At 66.8% G+C, this 18680-nt stretch carries 9 protein-coding genes; 5 read left to right on the top strand and 4 right to left on the bottom strand.

Features of this window, described 5'->3' with window-relative positions:
* Positions 1-158: 158 nt before the first annotated feature.
* From nagE to DSM104440_RS18015, 4 genes are all read right to left on the bottom strand, one after another.
* A complete protein-coding gene (nagE, locus tag DSM104440_RS18030) occupies positions 159-1829 on the bottom strand; it encodes an N-acetylglucosamine-specific PTS transporter subunit IIBC (protein ID WP_171165125.1) in 1671 nt (556 codons plus the stop codon).
* Positions 1826-4279, bottom strand: a complete 2454-nt coding sequence (gene ptsP / locus DSM104440_RS18025; RefSeq protein WP_171165123.1) for a phosphoenolpyruvate--protein phosphotransferase — start codon at positions 4277-4279, stop codon at positions 1826-1828. The genes nagE and ptsP overlap by 4 nt, the downstream gene beginning before the upstream one ends.
* 2 nt (positions 4280-4281) lie before the next feature.
* Positions 4282-6546 carry a family 20 glycosylhydrolase gene (locus DSM104440_RS18020; protein ID WP_171165121.1) on the bottom strand — a complete coding sequence of 755 codons (2265 nt, stop codon included), beginning with the start codon at positions 6544-6546 and terminating at the stop codon, positions 4282-4284.
* A 202-nt stretch (positions 6547-6748) separates the two neighbouring features.
* A complete protein-coding gene (locus tag DSM104440_RS18015) occupies positions 6749-9463 on the bottom strand; it encodes a TonB-dependent receptor (RefSeq protein ID WP_171165119.1) in 2715 nt (904 codons plus the stop codon).
* Between the two features lie 201 nt (positions 9464-9664).
* On the opposite strand from DSM104440_RS18015, the gene DSM104440_RS18010 reads away from it, so the two are divergent.
* The 5 genes from DSM104440_RS18010 to zwf all read left to right on the top strand — a co-directional run bounded on the left by DSM104440_RS18010 (position 9665) and on the right by zwf (position 18664).
* Positions 9665-10408, top strand: coding sequence for a GntR family transcriptional regulator (locus DSM104440_RS18010; protein ID WP_171165117.1), 744 nt, complete (start codon positions 9665-9667; stop codon positions 10406-10408).
* Positions 10401-11444, top strand: coding sequence for an SIS domain-containing protein (locus DSM104440_RS18005; protein WP_171165116.1), 1044 nt, complete (start codon positions 10401-10403; stop codon positions 11442-11444). The genes DSM104440_RS18010 and DSM104440_RS18005 overlap by 8 nt, the downstream gene beginning before the upstream one ends.
* Positions 11444-12589, top strand: a complete 1146-nt coding sequence (gene nagA, locus DSM104440_RS18000) for an N-acetylglucosamine-6-phosphate deacetylase (protein ID WP_171165114.1) — start codon at positions 11444-11446, stop codon at positions 12587-12589. Before DSM104440_RS18005 ends, nagA begins: the two co-directional genes overlap by 1 nt.
* 107 nt (positions 12590-12696) lie before the next feature.
* Positions 12697-17043, top strand: a complete 4347-nt coding sequence (locus DSM104440_RS17995) for an IPTL-CTERM sorting domain-containing protein (protein ID WP_171165111.1) — start codon at positions 12697-12699, stop codon at positions 17041-17043.
* 247 nt (positions 17044-17290) lie between these two features.
* The gene (gene zwf, locus DSM104440_RS17990) at positions 17291-18664 is read left to right on the top strand and encodes a glucose-6-phosphate dehydrogenase (RefSeq protein ID WP_171165108.1); all 1374 of its coding nucleotides are present in this window, start codon (positions 17291-17293) and stop codon (positions 18662-18664) included.
* Positions 18665-18680: the final 16 nt, after the last annotated feature.

Here is an 18680-nt window from a genome sequence, read left to right as displayed (position 1 = left end):
CTCGGTATGCGTCTCTCAAAAGGGCACTTTGCATTCGCCTGATCCAGAGGCTCACCTAATTGATCCAGAGGCTCCCTGAATGGATCCCGCGGATCATTTGAGTGATCCCGGGGATCAGGCGAATGCAAACCGACTTTCGGAGGACCTCTCGTTATGCGTCAGGGCGGCGACTTGAGCGAACGCTCGAGGCCGCCCGGATCGGCATGCAGGAGGTGGATGCTCTCAGCGGTGGCGCGGGCGAACCCGCGCAGGGGCAACAAGCTGAGCGAATGCTCGTTTACCCCTGCCCCATCCTTCACCGTGACGAGCACGCGGCCCGACGTGGATTCGATCCGTGCGATGTTGCCCTTGCCACCGATCGCGGCCAGCAACTCGGCCGCATTGGGAAGTGCCGAGCCGCCTGTCGTGGCCCGGCCCCTGCCCGCGAGCCGTGCGCGGATCTCGCTCGCGACCTGATCAGCGATAGGGCCGATCACGACCTGGACGCCGTGCGTGCCGATGTTCACGACGCCGCTGGCACCCAGTTGCTTGAGCACGCGCTCGTCGATCTGGGTGCGGTCGGCCACCTTCAGGCGAAGACGCGTGGTACAGGCTTCCACCTCCGTCAGGTTTGGTGCGCCACCAAGTGCTGCGATGTAGCGGTCGGTCTCGTCGCCGGAAGATGTTGCGGAAGCGATCGCCACCTCGTCGACCTCACGCCCCGGCGTCTTCAGGTTGAACTTCACGATGAAGAACCGGAAGAGGCCGTAGTACAAGGCGAAATACGCCGCGCCCACCGGCAGCAGCAGCCAGGGCTTCGTCGCGAGCTTGAAGTTGAGGATGTAGTCGAAGAGGCCGGCGGAGAAACTGAAGCCCAGCTTCGCGCCAAGCACATCCATCGTGACCATCGCGGCACCCGTCAGGACCGCGTGCACGACGTAGAGCGCGGGTGCGAGGAACATGAACGTGAACTCGATGGGCTCCGTGACGCCCGTGAGGAACGACGTGAGACCGATCGAGAGCAGCAGGCCGCCCGCGAGTTTCTTCTTTTCGGGGAGCGCCGTGTGGTACATCGCGAGGCATGCGGCGGGAAGGCCGAACATCATCACCGGGAAGAATCCGCTCATGAACGCGCCCGCGTTCGGATCGCCCGCGAAGAAGCGCTTGAGATCGCCCGTCGCGCCGCCGAAGTCGCCGAGGATGAACCACGCGACGTTGTTGAGGATGTGGTGCAGGCCCGTGACGATGAGGATGCGGTTCAAGACGCCGTAGGCGAAGAGACCCAGGCCACCGGCTTCGACCACGCCTTGCGTGACGACATCCATGCCGCGCGTGAGGAAGGGCCAGCCGTAGCCGAAGGCGAAGGCGAGGAGCAAGCCCGCGAGACCCGCGACGATCGGCACGAAGCGCCGGCCGCCGAAGAAGGAGAGATAACTCGGGAGCCGAATGTCGCTGTAGCGGTTGTAGAGCAGGCCCGCGAAGATTCCCGAGAGGATGCCGATCGGCACCGAGAGCTTCGAGAGCTCCTTGGCTTTCCACGCGGCCACATGGGCGAGGGCGAGCAATGGCGGCGCGGCAATGATCACTTCCGCGCCCTTTGTTGCGACGAGGAAGCACACCACGCCCGCGAGTCCGGCCGCGCCGTGGTTCTCGCGCGCGAGACCCACCGCCACGCCGATCGCGAAGAGCAGTCCCAGGTTTCCGAAGATCGCATCGCCCGCGGCGGCGATCGGCGCCATCGCGAGGAGGTCGGGTTGCCCGAGCCGCAGGAGCAATCCCGCGATCGGCAGCACCGCGATCGGCAGCATCAGCGCGCGGCCCAGGGCCTGCGTGGCTTCCATCATCTTCATCGTCCTGCCTCCATCATCTGACGCACGGCGGTTGCGGTGCCGAGCGTGAGCGCGCGCTCGGCGAGCTCCGCGCAGCGTTGTGCGTCGAGGGTGCGGATCGTGGCCTTCAACCGCGGGATCATCGCGGGCACGACGGAGATCTCGCGGATGCCCAGCCCCACGAGGATCGGCACCGCCGCGGGGTCGCTGGCGAGACCGCCACAGACGGCGACTTCCCTGCCGGCTTCGTGCGCGGCTTGCGAGATCGTGTCGATGAGCCGCAGCACCGCCGGATGCAGCGCATCGAGCTTGGCAGCGAGCTCCGGGTGCCCGCGGTCCATCGCGAGCGTGTACTGCGAAAGATCGTTGGTGCCGATCGAGAAGAAGTCCGCGTGCACCGCGAGCTGGTCGGCAAGCATCGCGGAGGCGGGCGTTTCGATCATCACGCCGAGCGCGGGTGTCGCGTCGATCCCGAGGTCCTTCGCGCATTCGTCGAGGAGGGCGCGCACCGTGACGAGGTCCTCGATGTCGGTGACCATCGGCAGCAGGATGCGGCACGCGCTCGCGGGCTTCACGCGCAGGATCGCGCGCAACTGCGTGCGCAGCAGCTCGGGCTTCCAGAGGCTCGTGCGCAATCCGCGGAGACCCAATGCAGGATTGTCCTCGCGCGGCATCGGCAGGTAGGGAATGGGCTTGTCGCCGCCGATGTCGAGCGTGCGGATCGCGAGCGGGCGGCCTTGAAGCGCATCGGCGATCGCCTGGTACTCGCGCGCCTGCTCGTCCTCACCCGGCGGTTCGTGACGCTCGAGGAACAGGAACTCGGTGCGCAGCAGTCCGCAGCCCTCGGCGCCGTTGGCGATCGCGGGGGCGGCTTCCTTCAGCGCGCCGAGGTTCGCGTACACCGCGACGGCAACATGATCGGTCGTGCGGCAGGGTGTGATTGCGGCAGCGAGATCGGCCGCACGCTGGCTCGCCTGCGCGGCGACGGCCGCCTGCATCTCGGCGAGCTCCACGGGCGAGGGATCGACTTCGAGCAGGCCGCGTTCGGCATCGACCACGAGCGGCGTGCCTTCGGCGATGCGAAGGACCGCGGGCCCGGCAGCGACCAGCGTCGGAATGCCGCGCGCCGCGGCAATGATCGCCACGTGCGACGTCGGTCCGCCGCTCGCGGTGCAGATGCCGGCGACGCGCGCGAAATCGAGTGCGAGCAATTGCGAAGGGAGCAGTTCGTCGGCGAGCACGATCGCCTTGTCGGGCAGTACCCGCGAGTCGCCGGGCGATTCGCCCGCGAGCACGCGCAGCACCTGGCCTTCGAGGTCGCGAAGGTCCGCGACGCGTTCGCGCATGCGCGGGTCGTCGAGCGCGCCCAGCGCGGCGATCGTCGAGCGCGTCGATTCGCGCCACGCATGCGCCGCACTCTTGCCGCGCCGCAGCCACAGGTGCGCGTGCGCCGCGAGATCCGGATCCTGCGCGAGCTCCACGTGCGCGGCGAGGATCGCCTTCTGTTCGCCCTTCGCGGACGCATGCAGTTGCTCGAGGTGCGTCGTCACGCGCTGGACAGCCGCGGCGAGGTGCGCTTCCTCCTGCACTTCGCCCTCGCCGTTCTCCACGACCGGCGCCTCGGGTCGCTCGAGCTGCACCGCGATCCCGACCGCGAAGCCGCGGCTCGCGATCACGCCCTTCACCCGGCGCGGTACGGCGTCGATGGGATCGCGCGAGACGACGGGAACCTCGGCCACGGGTGCGAGAAGGTTGGCGAGCGCCTTGATCGCGCGCGCGGCGTCCGGCCCGGTCGCGCGCACATCGATCGTCTCGCCGTAGCGAATGCCCAGCCCCATGAGGGCGACGGTGCTGCGCGCGTTGCCGCTGCGGCCGCGCGCGAGGATCGCGACGTCCGCCCTGAGCGGGCGAAGTGCGGCGGCCACCAGGGCCGCGGGCCGCGCATGGAAGCCGTGGTCGAACGGCACGGAGAAGCGATGCACGTGTTCCTCGCCCCGGTTCGTGCTCTCGACGGTTTCCGCCGCTTCGATCTCCATGAGGAAATCGCCGGCCACGAGCGATCGGCCCGAGACACGGCGAACCACGTTGCCGGGCGAGGCGAGCAGGATCGGCGTGACGGTGCTCTTTGCGCGCCGTGCCACGAGATCGAGGTCGAAACGCAGCAGCGCATCGCCCGCGCGCACATAATCGCCGCCCTTCACGAGCGCCTCGAATCCTTCGCCGTGCATCTCCACCGTATCGATGCCGACGTGGACGAGGATGTCGATGCCGCCGGTCGCGCGCACGGTCAGTGCGTGCTTCGCGTCCTTCAGCGGAACGATCTCGCCGTCGCACGGCGCGCGCAGCACGCCTTCGATGGGATCGATCGCAACGCCATCGCCCGCCATCTTTTCCGCGAACACGGGATCGGGAACCTCTTCGAGCGGCAGGCACCAGCCGGCGAGCGGCGAGACGAGTGTCAGCTTCGCCATGGTCAGCGCGCCTGCAGGACCGCGGCCGGCGCGCGCGGCACCAGGCGGATCGAGTCGATGACCCACACGGGCTCCAGCGCGGGTTGCGCGAAGCGAAGGCACAGATCGTGGCGGCCCGACGCGGAGATCCTCGCCGTGGGCAGTGTGGTCACGCCCTGCGATGCGCTCGCCGGCAGGACGGGCAATCGCGCGATCACGTCGCCCGTGCATGAATCGATGCGCACTTCGAGCTCGCCCTCGGGCGTGGTCGGCTTCGGGAAGGTGATCTTCTTCACCGCTTCGCCGATCTGGAAGTTGAACGGGATCTGGCCGACGGCGGCCTCGATGCTGGCGACCGTATCGAGATCCACCGCGGGATAGATCCAGCACGGGTTCTGCACGTCGACGAGGAATGCGGCGCGCTCGCCGTTGAGCGGCGCGTCGTCCTCGAGCGAGAGCGAGATGTTCTCGGTGCACAGCTTCAGGTCCTGGCTCTTGCGGCGCATGGCGAATTCAGGAGCGAGCGCGAACACACGCGGACGCGAAAGGCGCGTCGCACCGGAGAAGGCCGCCGCGCGAAGCTCCCCCTTGGGCACGACGCTCAGCGGTGCGCGATACAGCGGCGACTTCACGGTCGGGTCCTTCCCGTCGATCGTGTAGCGGATCTCGCCCTGGCCGACCTGGGTCGCGAGCTCGACCTGCGCACGCGCGGTCCTGCGAGGCACGGCGGCAAACTGCGTGACCGTCGCGCGCACGGCGAAAGCGCTGTCCGCATACGGCAGCCCCACGTTTTCGTAGCGTGCGAACTGATCGGGCAACCGGCGCAGGAAATCCTTCCAGTCCCGGCGTTCCGGCTGCGACCATCCGAGCTCCGCGATCGCCGCAGCGCGCGGGAAAGCCATGTGCGCCATGCGCGGCTCGGTGCGGATGTGCTCGCTCCAGAGATTTCCCTGCAGGCCGAGAACATGGTGGCGCTGCTCGGGCTTGATCGTCGGCGGCATCGGCTCGAAGCGATACACCGTCTCGAGCGTCTGGGTGTTGCCGCGGCCCGGAGGTTCATCCGCGCCCGCGCCCTGGCGATTGTCGAAGTAGAGCGTGGGCCAGGGCGAGAGGATCGCGTCATGGCCTTTCGATGCGGCCTCGAGCGCGCCTTCGATGCCGCGCCACGACATCACCACCGCGTCCTGCGGCATGCCCGGCGTGAGGATCTCGTCCCAGCCCACGAGGCGGCGGCCCTTCGCGGCGAGGAACTTGCCGATGCGCTGCGTGAAGTACGTCTGCAGCCCCGCGGGTTCGCTGATGCCCAGTTCCTTCATGCGCGCCTGCGCGGCGGGCCAGTGCTTCCACTGTTCCTTCTCGACTTCGTCGCCGCCGACGTGGATGTACTTCGAGGGAAAGAGCGCCATCACTTCGGTGAGGACGTCCTCGAGGAATGTGAAGGTCGCGTCGTCCGGGCTGTACGCATTGGCGAACACGCCCCAGTCCGGCGAAGCCGCGGTGGGCGGCGTCGCGGTGGAGGCGAGCTCGGGGTACGCGGCGATCGGTGCCGTGGCGTGGCCGGGCATCTCGATTTCGGGCACCACCGTGATCTGGCGCTCGGCGGCGTACGCGACGATCTCGCGCACCGTGTCCTGCGAATAGAAGCCGCCGTACTGGGGCGCGTTGGCGAAGCCCGCGGGCACGCGCCACGCGGCCACGGAAGTCAGCTTCGGATACTTCTTGATCTCGATCCGCCACGCCTGGTCGTCGGTGAGGTGCCAGTGGAGGACGTTCAACTTGTGCATCGCCATCCAGTCCACGAAGCGCTTGATGAACTCGGGCGACTGGTAGTGGCGCGCGGAATCGAGCATCACGCCGCGCCACGAAAAGCGTGGCGCATCGGTGATCGTCATCGCGCTGATCGACCCACGCGCATCGCGAGCACTCGCCAGTTGCCACAGCGTCGTGCCGCCGTGGAAGAGCCCCGCCGTTCCGGAAGACGCAATCGTCACGCGCTTCGCAGTCACGTCGAGCCGGTAGCCTTCCCCCGCAGCACCCTCGCGAACAAGGTTGATCGCGCCATCGCGCGGCGCACCCACGACGACCGCGGCCTTCACGCCCAGCAGGTCGCGAAGGCGAGTCGCAATCCGCTCGGCCTGCGCATCGTTGGCCGGCACCACGATCGCACTCGCCCGCGCGAGCGCGAAGCTCCCGGGCGCGCGCGCGATCGACGCGGGGTTGGGAATCACGGTGGGCTCCGCGGCAAGCGCGGAACCGGCAAGTGCAAGGAGCAGGAGGATCTTGGTCATGGTCAATTAGGGAAATAAGTGGGGTCAGACTCGACTTAATTTAATTCTGTGGATAACTGTAGCCTGACCCAGTTATCCACAGAATTAAATTAAGTCGAGTCTGACCCCACTTATTTCATAAAAAGGGCGGGGCAGTTGCCTGCCCCGCCCGGAAGAGGATCTCGCTCCTGGGTGAGCAAGTACCCTCACGGCTTCACCTCTCCTACATCTTCATGCGGATGCCCACGTAGTACTGCCGGCCGTTCTGGTAGAACGCGCGCGGCTGGTCCTTGTTGGCCCCGTACATCTTGAGGATCGGGTCGTTCAGGTTCATCGCATCGAACGTGAACGTCAGGTTGTCGTTGAAGTAGTAGCTCAGGTTCGCCGACAACGTCTTCGTATCGTCCTGGTACTGCGGCGTGGCACGATCGAGGCCGACGAAGTACGCGGAGCGGAAGTTGTACGCGAGCCGCGCCCCGAACTTGCTGTTCTCGAAGTACCCGATGAGGTTGTACGTGTTCTTCGAGGTGCCCACGAGGTCGTGGCCGCCGTTCTCCTTGCCGTCGGCGTACGTGTAGTTCGCCGTCGCGCCGAAGCCGTAGCCGAACGGCTGCTGCCACGACAGTTCCGCGCCCTTCACCTTGCCCTTGCTGTTGACGGGGGCTGCGATGGTGTACGTCTCGAACGCGCCGTTGCGGATGTTGAGCAGCGTCGTCTGGTACGTGCCGAAGCCCACGTAGTTGTCGAGGTCCATGTAGAACAGGCCCCCCGACAGCAGCGCGCGCGGAGCGTAGTACCACTCGAGTGTCGCGTCGAAGTTGTTGGAGATGATGGGCTTCAGGTCCGGGTTGCCGCCGTTGCCGGTGTGCGTCGTGTCGTCCGCCGTGATCGAGCCGCCGAGCGCCGAGTAGTCCGGGCGCGCGAGGGTGCGGGTCGCGGCGAGGCGACCGATGAGGTCCTTGTCGATGTCGAAGCGCAGGTTGAGGCTCGGCAGGACGTCGTCGTACGTGTGCTTGATGTCCTTGCGGTAGAACGAGCCGAACGCCGACGTCGTGATGGCACCGGGCACCGGACAGTTCGACGAGGTCGGCGCGCAGATGCCGCCGGGCAGCTCGGGAATGCCGACGTTCACGGTGACCTTCTCCTCGGTGCGGACGAAGCGCAGGCCCACGTTGCCGCTCCAGCCCTTGCCCTCGAAGTCGGTCATCACGTACACGGCCTGGTTCTTCTCCTTCATCGAGAACTCGCCCGGCCAGTACTGGCGCTCGAGCGGATCGCGGTTGGAGTAGAGGTCACCCCAGCGTGCGAGCTCGCCCGGGTTGAGCATCCACGGCTGGCGCGGGAAGTTGCCGCCGATGCCGTCGGCGAAGTCGCCCGGATACGTCTCCCCGTTCCAGCGCGGCAGGTTCGCCGCGGCGAACGGATCGGCCGACCACTTCGGACCCTGCGCGACCTGGTGCGTCTCGCGCGTGTGCTCGGCCCAGCGGTATCCGGCCTTCACGTTCTTGAACATGCCGCCGTCGAAGCCGTACTCCGCATCGCCTTGCGCGTACTTCTCCTTGTCCTTCGTCGAAGCAGGGCTCGCACCGAAGATCCAGTCGAGCGACGTGCCGGTGAACGACGAGGGGTTGCCGCTCGGGAACGAAACGTCGGCGCCGTTGCTGATGCCGTTGAGGCGATACGCGGCGCCCGTGTTGAACACGTCGCCTTCGAACACGTGCTGCACCGGCGTCTCGCCCTTGCCTTCGGACGTGCCGACCTTGCCGGTGATCATGAGGCGGTCGCTCGCGCGCCACTTCACGTCGAAGTTGTAGAAGTTCGTCTCGGAGAACGCGCCCGGACGATAGATCTCGTCGACGACTGCGTACGCGACGTTGTTGCCCGGCGTGCCGGCGTTGGCCCACGCCGCTTCCACGAGCGTGCCGTTCTGCACGCGATACGACGTCGGGACGCGGTTGTCGCCGCCGATGACGCGGTTGCCCCAGAACATCCAGTTGCGGTTGTAGTTGCTCGCCTCGAGCTTCGAGGTGAACGCGCTGAAGTCGACCTCGAGGTCGTTGTTGATCTTCACTTGCACGTCGAGCATGCCGCCGGTGCGCTCGCGCTCCTGCTCGAAGAACGACGAGCCGATGAGCGTCGGGTAGTAGACGTTCGCGAGATCGGGACGGGCGATGGCGAGCGCGCTGGTGGGCGAGATCTGGCCGTAGCCGAGGATCTCCTGGCCATCGCGGCGGAGGCTCCGTTTTTCCGAGAAGCCCTGCAGCAGGACGCCGACATTGCCCGCTTCGTTCTTCCAGTTCACGAGGGCGTTGATCTGCGGATCCCACTTGTCCGGACGCTCGGCGTACACGCCCATGAGCGTGCCTTCGAGCGTGAGGTTGTTCTTGAACGACAGCGGCTTCCTCGTGAGGATGTCCACCGCGCCGGCAACACCCCCTTCCGTAAGGTCGGCGGTCGCGCTCTTGCGAACGATGACCTGGCCCACGAGCTCGGAGGGCAGCATCGAGAAGCTCACGCTGCGGCCGACGAGGCCCACTTGGTCGAGCACGAACCAGTCGGCCGAGGCGACGGCGTGGCCATTGATGAGCGTCTGCGTGAGGCTGGGGTTCGTGCCGCGCATGGAAACGCGGTCGTTTTCATCGAAGCCGCCCGAGCCGCCCGACTGCGAGCTCGTCGTCACGCCGGGGACGCGCTGCAACGAGTCGGCCACGTTCTTGTCGGGCATCTTGCCGATGTCTTCCGCGGTGATGACTTCGACCAGCGAATCGGCGGCGCGCTTGGTTTCCAGAGAACGTTCGAGGGAGGCGCGAATGCCCTTCACCTCCACCTTCTCGATCTGCGTTGCCTTGTCGGTCGACTGCTGCGCCTGCGCCTGCATCGTCATGCCCATCAGCGCGAGCGCAACGGCCGAAGCGATGGGTGTTTGCTTGAGTTTCATGACCTCTCCCCAGTATTTGGACGTTGGACCCTGAACAAAAAAAGACTCACTCCTGCAACCAATCTCATGCCACTGTACTACCAGTGCGTGCCAAAACACTACCACTGGAAAAAATAAAATGCTAGGCTCTAGGCGCAAAAGCCCGGCAAGGGCTACTATTGGTACTGTAGTGGTAGCACAAACATTCGAGGAAAACACCCGATGACGTCGCTGGGAGCGGTCCTGAAGCTGGACCCGAACAACAGCCTGCCGCTCTACCAGCAGCTCCAGCGCGCCATCCGGGAGGCGATCGCCACCCGCGTCCTCGGGCCCGACGACGCGCTTCCGGCCGAGCGGCAACTGGCGACCGAGCTCGCGGTTTCCCGCATTACCGTTCGCAAGGCGATCGACGGCCTGGTCGAGGAGGGCGTGATCATCCGCCGCCAGGGCTCGGGCAATTTCGTCGCCGCGCGCATCGAGAAGAACTTCGCGAAGCTCACATCGTTCTCCGAGGACATGCGCGCGCGCGGCCGCACGCCGCACAGCGTGTGGCTTCGCAAGTCCGAAGGCACCGTGACGCCGGAAGAGGCGTTCACGCTGCAGCTCTCGCCGGGCGAGCCGGTCTTCCGGTTCCATCGCCTGCGCTACGCGGACGATGCGCCCATGGCGCTCGAGTTCGCGACCATCGTCGCCTCGAGCCTTCCTTCGCTCGCGTCGGTGGACAACTCCTTATATGAGGCGCTCGAGCAGGCGGGCAGCCGTCCGGTGCGGGCGCTGCAGCGGCTTCGCGCGCTGCTCCTCAATGCGGAGCACGCGAAGCTCCTTCATGCGCACGAGGGCGACGCGGGATTGCTCGTCGAACGCGTGGGCTTCCTGCGCGACGGCCGCGCGGTGGAGTTCAGCCAGTCGTACTATCGCGGCGACACCTATGATTTCGTCGCTGAGCTCTCCTCGGGACATGAATAGCCCGCTCTTCGATCCCGCAACGACGCTGATGTACCGCGAGGCCTCCGAAGCCGGGGCCGCGGTGAAGGCGCAGTTCGAGCGCAATCATTCCGCCGCCGCGGCGCTGGGCGTGGAGCTGCGCCGGAATCCGCCGCGCACGGTCGTCACCTGCGCGCGAGGCAGCTCCGATCACGCGGCCACGTTCGCGAAGTACCTGATCGAGACGCGCACCGGCGTGATCACGGCTTCGGCCGCTCCCTCGATCGCTTCCTTATATGGGGCGAAGCAGGATCTGCGCGATTGCCTGTTCCTCGCGATCTCGCAATCGGGCCGCAGTCCGGATCTCGTGTCCGCAACGGCAGCCGCGAAGCAGGCAGGCGCGCGTGTCGCCGTGCTGGTGAATGCAGAAGATTCGCCCCTCGCGCAGATCGCCGACCATGTGCTGCCGCTGTGCGCGGGTCCCGAGATGAGTGTGGCCGCGACCAAGTCGTACATCGCTTCGCTCGCGGCCATCGTGCATGTCGTTGCCGAATGGACGCAGGACAAGCTGATGCTCGACAGCCTCGCGATGGCCCCGCGCCAGCTCGAGCGCGCGTGGGACCTCAACTGGTGTCCGGCGCTGGAGAACCTGCGCGCGGCGGGCCACCTCTTCGTGATCGGACGCGGCGTGGGCCTGGGCATCGCGCAGGAAGCCGCACTCAAGCTGAAGGAAACGTGCGGCCTGCACGCCGAAGGCTTCAGCAGCGCGGAAGTGCGGCACGGCCCGCAGGCGCTGCTCTCCGGAGGATTTCCCGCACTGCTTCTCTCGCAGAACGACGAGACGCGCCCCGGCATCGAGGAGCTCGCGAAGGATCTCGTCGCCCGCGTGGTGGACGTGACGATCGCGGGCGTGAACGTCCCGGGCGCCACGGTACTGCCGACGATCGAAGCGCATCCGGCGATCCAGCCGCTGTTGCTCATCCAGTCCTTCTATCGCCTCGCGAACGCCATCGCCGTCGCGCGCGGCCTGAATCCCGACCAACCGCCGCACCTTCGCAAGGTGACCGAGACGCGCTGATGCGTGAGGCCCTCGCGAATGCCCGCGTCCTGACCGACGACGGCATCTCCACCGAAGTCGTCGTGCTGGTCGCCAACGGCCGCATCGAGGCCGTCGTGCCCGAGGGCCACGCACGCGTCGGCGATGCGAAGCGCATCGACCTCGATGGCCACCTGCTGCTGCCGGGCTTCGTGGACACGCAGGTCAATGGCGGGGGCGGCGCGCTCTTCAACGACGACCCGAGTGTCGAAACCATTCGCAGGATCGGCGCCGCGCACCGGCGCTTCGGCACCACGAGCTTCCTGCCGACCCTCATCAGCGATGACGTCGCCGTGATCGCGCGCGCCATCGCCGCCACGCGCGAAGCGATCGCCGCGAAAGTGCCCGGCGTCATCGGGGTCCACATCGAAGGCCCGTGCCTCAACGAGGAGAAAAAGGGCGCGCACGACTCGGCGCACTTCCGCTCGCTCGATGCGTCCGACGTGAAGCTGCTCTCCTCGCTCGCGACCGGGCGCACCCTCGTCACCCTCGCGCCCGAGATGACGACGCCCGCGCGCATCTCGGAGCTCGCGAAGGCCGGCGTGGTGGTTTCCGCGGGCCACACGAACGCGACGTACGCCCAGATCAACGAGGCACTCGCGCACGGCCTCACGGGCTTCACGCATCTGTTCAACGCGATGTCGCCGCTGCAAAGCCGCGAGCCCGGCGTCGTCGGCGCAGCACTCGATCACCGCGAGAGCTACTGCGGGATCATCGTCGATGGCCATCACGTGGATCCGGTCACGCTCAAGATCGCGATGCGCGCCAAGCGCGCCGACCGCTTCATCCTGGTGACCGACGCGATGCCCAACGTCGGCGCCAACCAGGACTTCTTCATGCTCCAGGGCCGCAAGATCCTCGTGCGCGACGGCCTGGTCGTCGACGAGAACGGCGTCATCAGCGGCTCGGCGCTCGACATGGCCAGCGCGGTGCGCAACGCGATGGACCTCCTCGGCCTGGCACTCCCGCAAGCGGTGCGCATGGCGAGCACCTATCCCGCGCAGTTCATGGGATTGGACGACGAGATCGGGCGCATCGCTCCGGGCTATCGCGCGAATTTCGTGCTCGCCGATGAGCGGATGAACGTGATCGGGACGTGGATCGACGGCAGCAACTTGTCATCCTGAGGAGCGAGGCGACGAAGGACCTGCTGGAGGGGGTTAACAGCACAAACCCGATCAGGTAGATTCCCTGCGACGAGTCCCAGAAACTCGATCACACAGGGAGCCCCCCGATGTATCCCCATTTCGCGACGCGCACCGCGATGCGATGGTTGTTGCCGGTTCTTGCGTTGGCATCCATCGCCCTCCTGCCTGGCTTCGCCAACGCCCAGCCCTTCGCCTATGTGACCGAGAACACCGGCGGCAGCATTGCGCGGATCAACCTTGCGGACGGCACTGTCGTGCGGGCCGCGATCTGCAGCTCGCCCCGGGGTGTGGCCATCAACAAAGCCGGCACGCGCGGCTACGTGGCGTGCGGTGGCGGTGGCGGCGTGCGGGAGTTCGATGCGGCCACCCTGGCGACCACCAATTCGTTCGCAACCTGTGGCGGGGATACCTCTGACGTCGTCATCGATCCGGTGCAGCCGCGGATCTTCGTGACCTGCGGCACCTCCTTCGGCACGCTCCACGCGATCCCGATCGACGGGTCGACGCCCATGGTCGCCGCGTTGACCGGTGGTTCCACCTCACCGCGGGGGCTGTCCATCGACCTCACGGGCACGCGGCTTGTCGTCGCCGATACGGTCAATGGGGTCTATGCCCTTGACCTCACCCTGGGTTTTCTCAATCCCGTCCTCGTGCGACCCGGCAACGCGCACGCAGTGGCCTTCGATGCGGTCACGGGCAACACCTATCAGGCTGTGTACGGCGTCACCGGCGTGGTGGAAACCATCACGTGGCCCAGCACCGTGTCGGCAACAGCCACCAACCTTGCCGGCCTGGGGCCGGCGTACGTCGTGGCCGGCCCCACGGGAGCGATGGCGGTGGCGACCGTGAACATCGGGAGTGTCACCCACTGCGGCGTGACATGCAGCGGCAGCTACGTCACGGCCTCGCCCATCAACGGGCTCGCGTACACGCGGGACTCAGCGCGGCTGATCGTCTCGCGGACCAGTGGCGGGGAAGTCGTAGCGCTCAATGGGTCCTCGGATGCGGTCCTGGCCACTTACACGGGCTTCTCGGGTCCGTGGGGGGTTGCGACCGGGCCGGTGCCCGTCGCGGTCACGATCAACCAGGCCGGCGCGCAGCCCGACCCAACGACCGTTGCGTCGATCGTCTTCACAGTAGTGTTCTCGGAGGCGGTGACCGGCTTCGACGCGGCCGACATCCTGTTCACCGGCAGCACCGTGGGCGGCACGCTCGTCGCGAACGTGACCGGCGCGGGCCCGACGTACACCGTGACCGTGACCGGCATGACGGGCGACGGCAACGTGGTCGCGAGCGTTCGCGCGTTTGCCGCGACGAGCGTCGCCACCGGCATCGCGAGCTTCACCTCGACGAGCACGGACAACACGGTCGTCTTCGGCACGCCGCCTTCGGTCACGATCAACCAGGCCGGTGCGCAAGCGGATCCCGCGACGGCAGCGCCCATCAACTTCACGGTGACTTTCAGCGAAGCGGTCACCGGATTCGCGACGGGTGACGTGACGATCGGCGGAACGGCGCTTCCCACGACGGCGACGGTCACCGGTGGACCCACGGTCTACAACGTCGCCGTCACGGGCATGACGGTCGCTGGCACGGTGACGGCGAGCATCGCGGGCGGCGTTGCCGTGGATCTCGGCGGCAACGCGAACGCGGCGTCGACGAGCACCGACAACACAGTCACTTATGCGCCGCCGCCCCTGACGGTCACGATCAACCAGGCCGCCGGCCAATCCGATCCCGCGAACCAGGCACCGGTTCGTTTCACCATCGTCTTCAGTACGCCGGTCACGGGCTTCGATCCGGGTGACATCTCGTTCACCGGAAGCACGGTCGGGGGAACGCTCTCGAGACTTCTCACGGGATCGGGCGCGAACTACACGCTGATCGTCGCCGGCATGACTTCCAGCGGCAACATCGTCGCGAGCATTCCTGCCGGCGTTGCCACCAACGGCGCGATCACGAACAGCGCCTCGACGAGCACCGACAACACCGTGGCGTACACGTACGTCACGCCGGGCCCGCCGTTCGCGTACGTGACCAACCTCACCGGCAACAACATCTCGGTGGTTTCCATGACCGGCCTGGTCACCGTCGCCACCATCCCCGCCGGTTGCCCGGGCCTCCCGGGCTCGTTTGGCCCAACGGGCATCGTGCTGAACGCCGCGGGAACGCGGGCGTACTTCACGTGCGGGGACGCGGGCCAGGTCAACGTGCTCGACCTCACCACCAGCACGATCGTGGCGAGCATCCCCATCGGTGGGTCGGGGAGCGGCATCGCGATGAACGCGGCCGGCACTCGGGTGTACGCCTCCTCGAACACCACCAACACGGTCGCCGTGATCGACACGGCCACCAACACGGTCATCACCAGCGTGCCGGTGGGTACGGTCTACCGCTTGACGGTGGCCCTCAGCGACAGCGCCAACAGGCTCTATGTCCCCAACACCCTCGGCAGCGTCACCGTGATCGATCTTGCGACCAACGCGGTGGCCGCCACCGTGCCGGCCGTGGGAACGTCGCCGGCCGCGGTCTCGATGAACCCGGCGGGCACGCGCGCGTATGTCTCCGCCCAGCTCAGTGACGAGATCGTGATGATCGATACCGCGACGAACACCGTTGTTGGAACGATTCCGTTGGGCACGGGCGCCCTGCCCTTCGATGCGATCGTCTCGCCCTCGGGAGCGACGCTCTACACCGCCAACCACGGCGTCGACGGGATCGGCGTCATCGATACCGCGACCAACACGCTCACGACGACGATTCCGCTGAACAACCTTGCCAACCCCCGCGGCATGGCGATGACGCCCAGCGGGAATCAACTCTGGGTCGTCGACCAGCAACTCAATGGCGTCTCGCTCATCGATCCGGCGACCAACACCGTGATCGCTCGCGTGCCGGTGGGCAGCCAGCCGGTCTACGTCGCGCTCGGCCCGCCCGTTTCGCCGACGGTGACCATCAACCAGGCGGTGGGACAGGTCGATCCGGCGCTGACGGTTCCCATCAATTTCACGGTGACGTTCAGCGAGCCGGTGACCGGCTTCGCCGCGAGCGACGTGGCCTTCACCGGCAGCACGGCGGCGGGCACGCTCGCAGCGGTGGTGACCGGTGGGCCGACCACATACAACGTCGCGGTGTCCGGAATGACATCGGCCGGAACCGTCGTCGCGAGCATTCCCGCCGGCGGCGCGAATGGCGCGAGCGGCACCAACCTCGCCTCGACCAGCACGGACAACAGTGTCACGTTCGCGCCAGCCGCGCCGACGGTGACGATCAACCAGGCGGTGGCGCAGGTCGATCCCACTGCGGCGGGACCGATCAACTTCACCGTGACATTCAGTGAACCCGTCACCGGATTCGCGACGGGTGACGTGACGATCGGCGGCACAGCGCTTCCCACGACCGCGACCATCACCGGCGGACCGACGACGTACACCGTCGCCGTCACGGGCATGACGAGCGCAGGCACGGTGATCGCGAGCGTCGCGGCCGGCGTCGCGACCGGTACTGCGTTCGGGTCGCCCAACGTGGCATCGACCAGCACGGACAACTCGGTCACGTTCGCGCCAAACGCGCCGACGGTGACGATCAACCAGGCGGTGGGCCAGGCCGATCCGGTGCTCTCGGGACCGATCAATTTCACGGCAGTGTTCAACGCGGCGGTCACGAGCTTCGATGCAGCCGACATCCAGTTCACGGGCAGCACCGCGGGCGGCACGCTGTCGGCCGTCGTGACCGGTGGACCGACGACGTTCAATGTCGCGGTGTCCGGCATGGCTTCGGCGGGGACGGTCGTTGCGAGCATTCCGGCCGGCGCGGCCACGCTTCTCGGCGTGGGCAACATTGCTTCGACGAGCGCGGACAACTCGGTGACCTACGCGCCATCGACGACGACATTCTCGGGTCCGACCGCGACCGGCACCGGCACGCAAACCATTGCGTTCACCGGCGGCGGCGCCGCGTGCACGTTCGGCGTGAGGCAACTGATCGGCGCACCCCCCGGCGCGGCACCGATCCCGCCGACGGCGCCGGGCGGCGTGACGTTCCCGCACGGGCTGTTCGATTTCACGACGACCGGTTGCACCGCGGGCTCGACGCTCGCGTTCACGCTCACGTACCCGACCGCGTTGCCCGGGGGCACGACGTACTGGAAGTACGGGCCGACAGCCTCGAACACCGCGCCGCACTGGTACACGTTGCCTGCCACGGTTGTCGGCAACACGATCACGTTCTCGATCACCGACGGCGGGCTGGGCGATGACGATCTCGTCGCGAACGGCACGATCGTCGACCAGGGCGGCCCCGGCATTCCGGGCGCGCCTGGAACGGTGACCGCGGTGCCGACGCTGTCGGAGTGGATGTTGATGCTGCTGGCGACATTGATGCTTGCCACCACTGTCATCCTGAGGAGCGCAGCGGAAAGTAGGACCTCCTGAGCGCGCGAAGGATCTGCTTGCACTCGCGCCACCGGGCATCACCCCCGCCAGAACGCCATTTGCATTCGCCTGAGCCAGTGGATCACTTAATTGATCCCGTGGATCGCTGAGGTGATCCCTCGGATCAATTGATGAATCCCCTGGATTAGCCGAATGCAAACCGGGGTTTCGAGCATCCACGGCCTGCCGGGGGCGCGGGTTTACCCGGGTGACAGCACGAGAGGATGACCTCTATCATCGATTCACGATGACTTCCTCCGTTGTGTTGTTCGGCGCCACCGGCGATCTCGCCCGCCGCATGCTCTGGCCCTCGCTCTACGCGCTCGATCGCGAAGGGCTGCTCCCACAGGACGTGCGCCTGGTTGGCGCGGCGCTGCCAAAGATTGATAACCAATCATTCGTGACGAGCGTGGGCGAGGCGATTCGCCAGTCCGCGAATGCGGCGCTCTTCGACGAATCGGGATTCGCGGCCTTTGCGAAACGCATCCAGTACGTGTCGGTCGATGCCTCCGCGAAGTCGGGCCTCGATCCGCTTCGCACTGCACTCGGCGGAGCAATCGGCACCATTTTCTACCTTGCCACCGGGCCGAAGCTGGTCGCGCCCCTCTGCGCGGCGCTGAAGGAAGCCGGCCTCGCCGACGCCGCGAGCCGCGTCGTCATCGAGAAGCCCATCGGGTCGGACGCTGCGTCCGCCGCACGCATCAACGAAGCGATCGCGGGGACATTCGCCGAGGACCAGGTCTTCCGCATCGATCATTACCTCGGCAAGGAAGCGGTGCAGAACCTGGTCGCGCTGCGTTTCGCGAACGCGATCTACGAGCCGCTCTGGAACAAGAACGCGATCGAGCAGGTCGAGATCACGGTCGCGGAGACCGTGGGCGTCGATGGCCGCTGGGCGTTCTACAACGAAGCCGGTGCGCTGCGCGACATGGTGCAGAGCCACCTGCTGCAGCTCCTTTGCCTCGTTGCCATGGAACCGCCTGCGAGCTTCACGCCCTCGGCGGTGCGCAACGAGAAGGTGAAGGTGCTGTGGTCGCTGCGGCCGATCGGCGCGAAGGAAGTCGCGACCCACACGGCGCGCGGCCAGTACGAGGGTTACCTCAAGGAAGAGGGCGCGAGTGCCACGAGCGAAACGGAAACGTTCGTCGCCATTCGCGCCGAGATCGACAACTGGCGCTGGGCCGGCGTCCCGTTCCACCTCAAGACCGGCAAGCGCCTCGCGGAGCGCTCGAGCGAAATCGTGATTCGCTTCAAGAGCGCGCCGTTCAACATCTTCGCGGACATCGGCGCCTCGCTCGCGCAGAACACGCTGCTCATCAAGCTCCAGCCCGAGGAGCGCATCACGATGACGCTCATGCACAAGGAGCCGGGCCTCAACGAATTCGCGCTCGACGAAGTGGGGCTCGACCTTTCCGTGAGCGACGCCTTCCCGAAGGGACGCCGCCGCATCGCCTACGAGCGGATGCTGCTCGATGTGTTTCGCAACAACTCCGCGCTCTTCGTGCGCCGCGACGAAGTCGAGGCCGCGTGGAAGTGGATCGACGGAATCATTGCAGGTTGGAAAACGGCAGGCATCAAGCCCAAGCCGTACAAGGCCGGGACATGGGGTCCACGAGCCTGACCCAACCATCACAGGG

Source organism: Usitatibacter palustris (assembly GCF_013003985.1).
GTDB lineage: Bacteria > Pseudomonadota > Gammaproteobacteria > Burkholderiales > Usitatibacteraceae > Usitatibacter > Usitatibacter palustris.
Note: the sequence above shows the minus strand (reverse complement) of the source record. Positions and strands in the feature narration are given on the sequence as shown.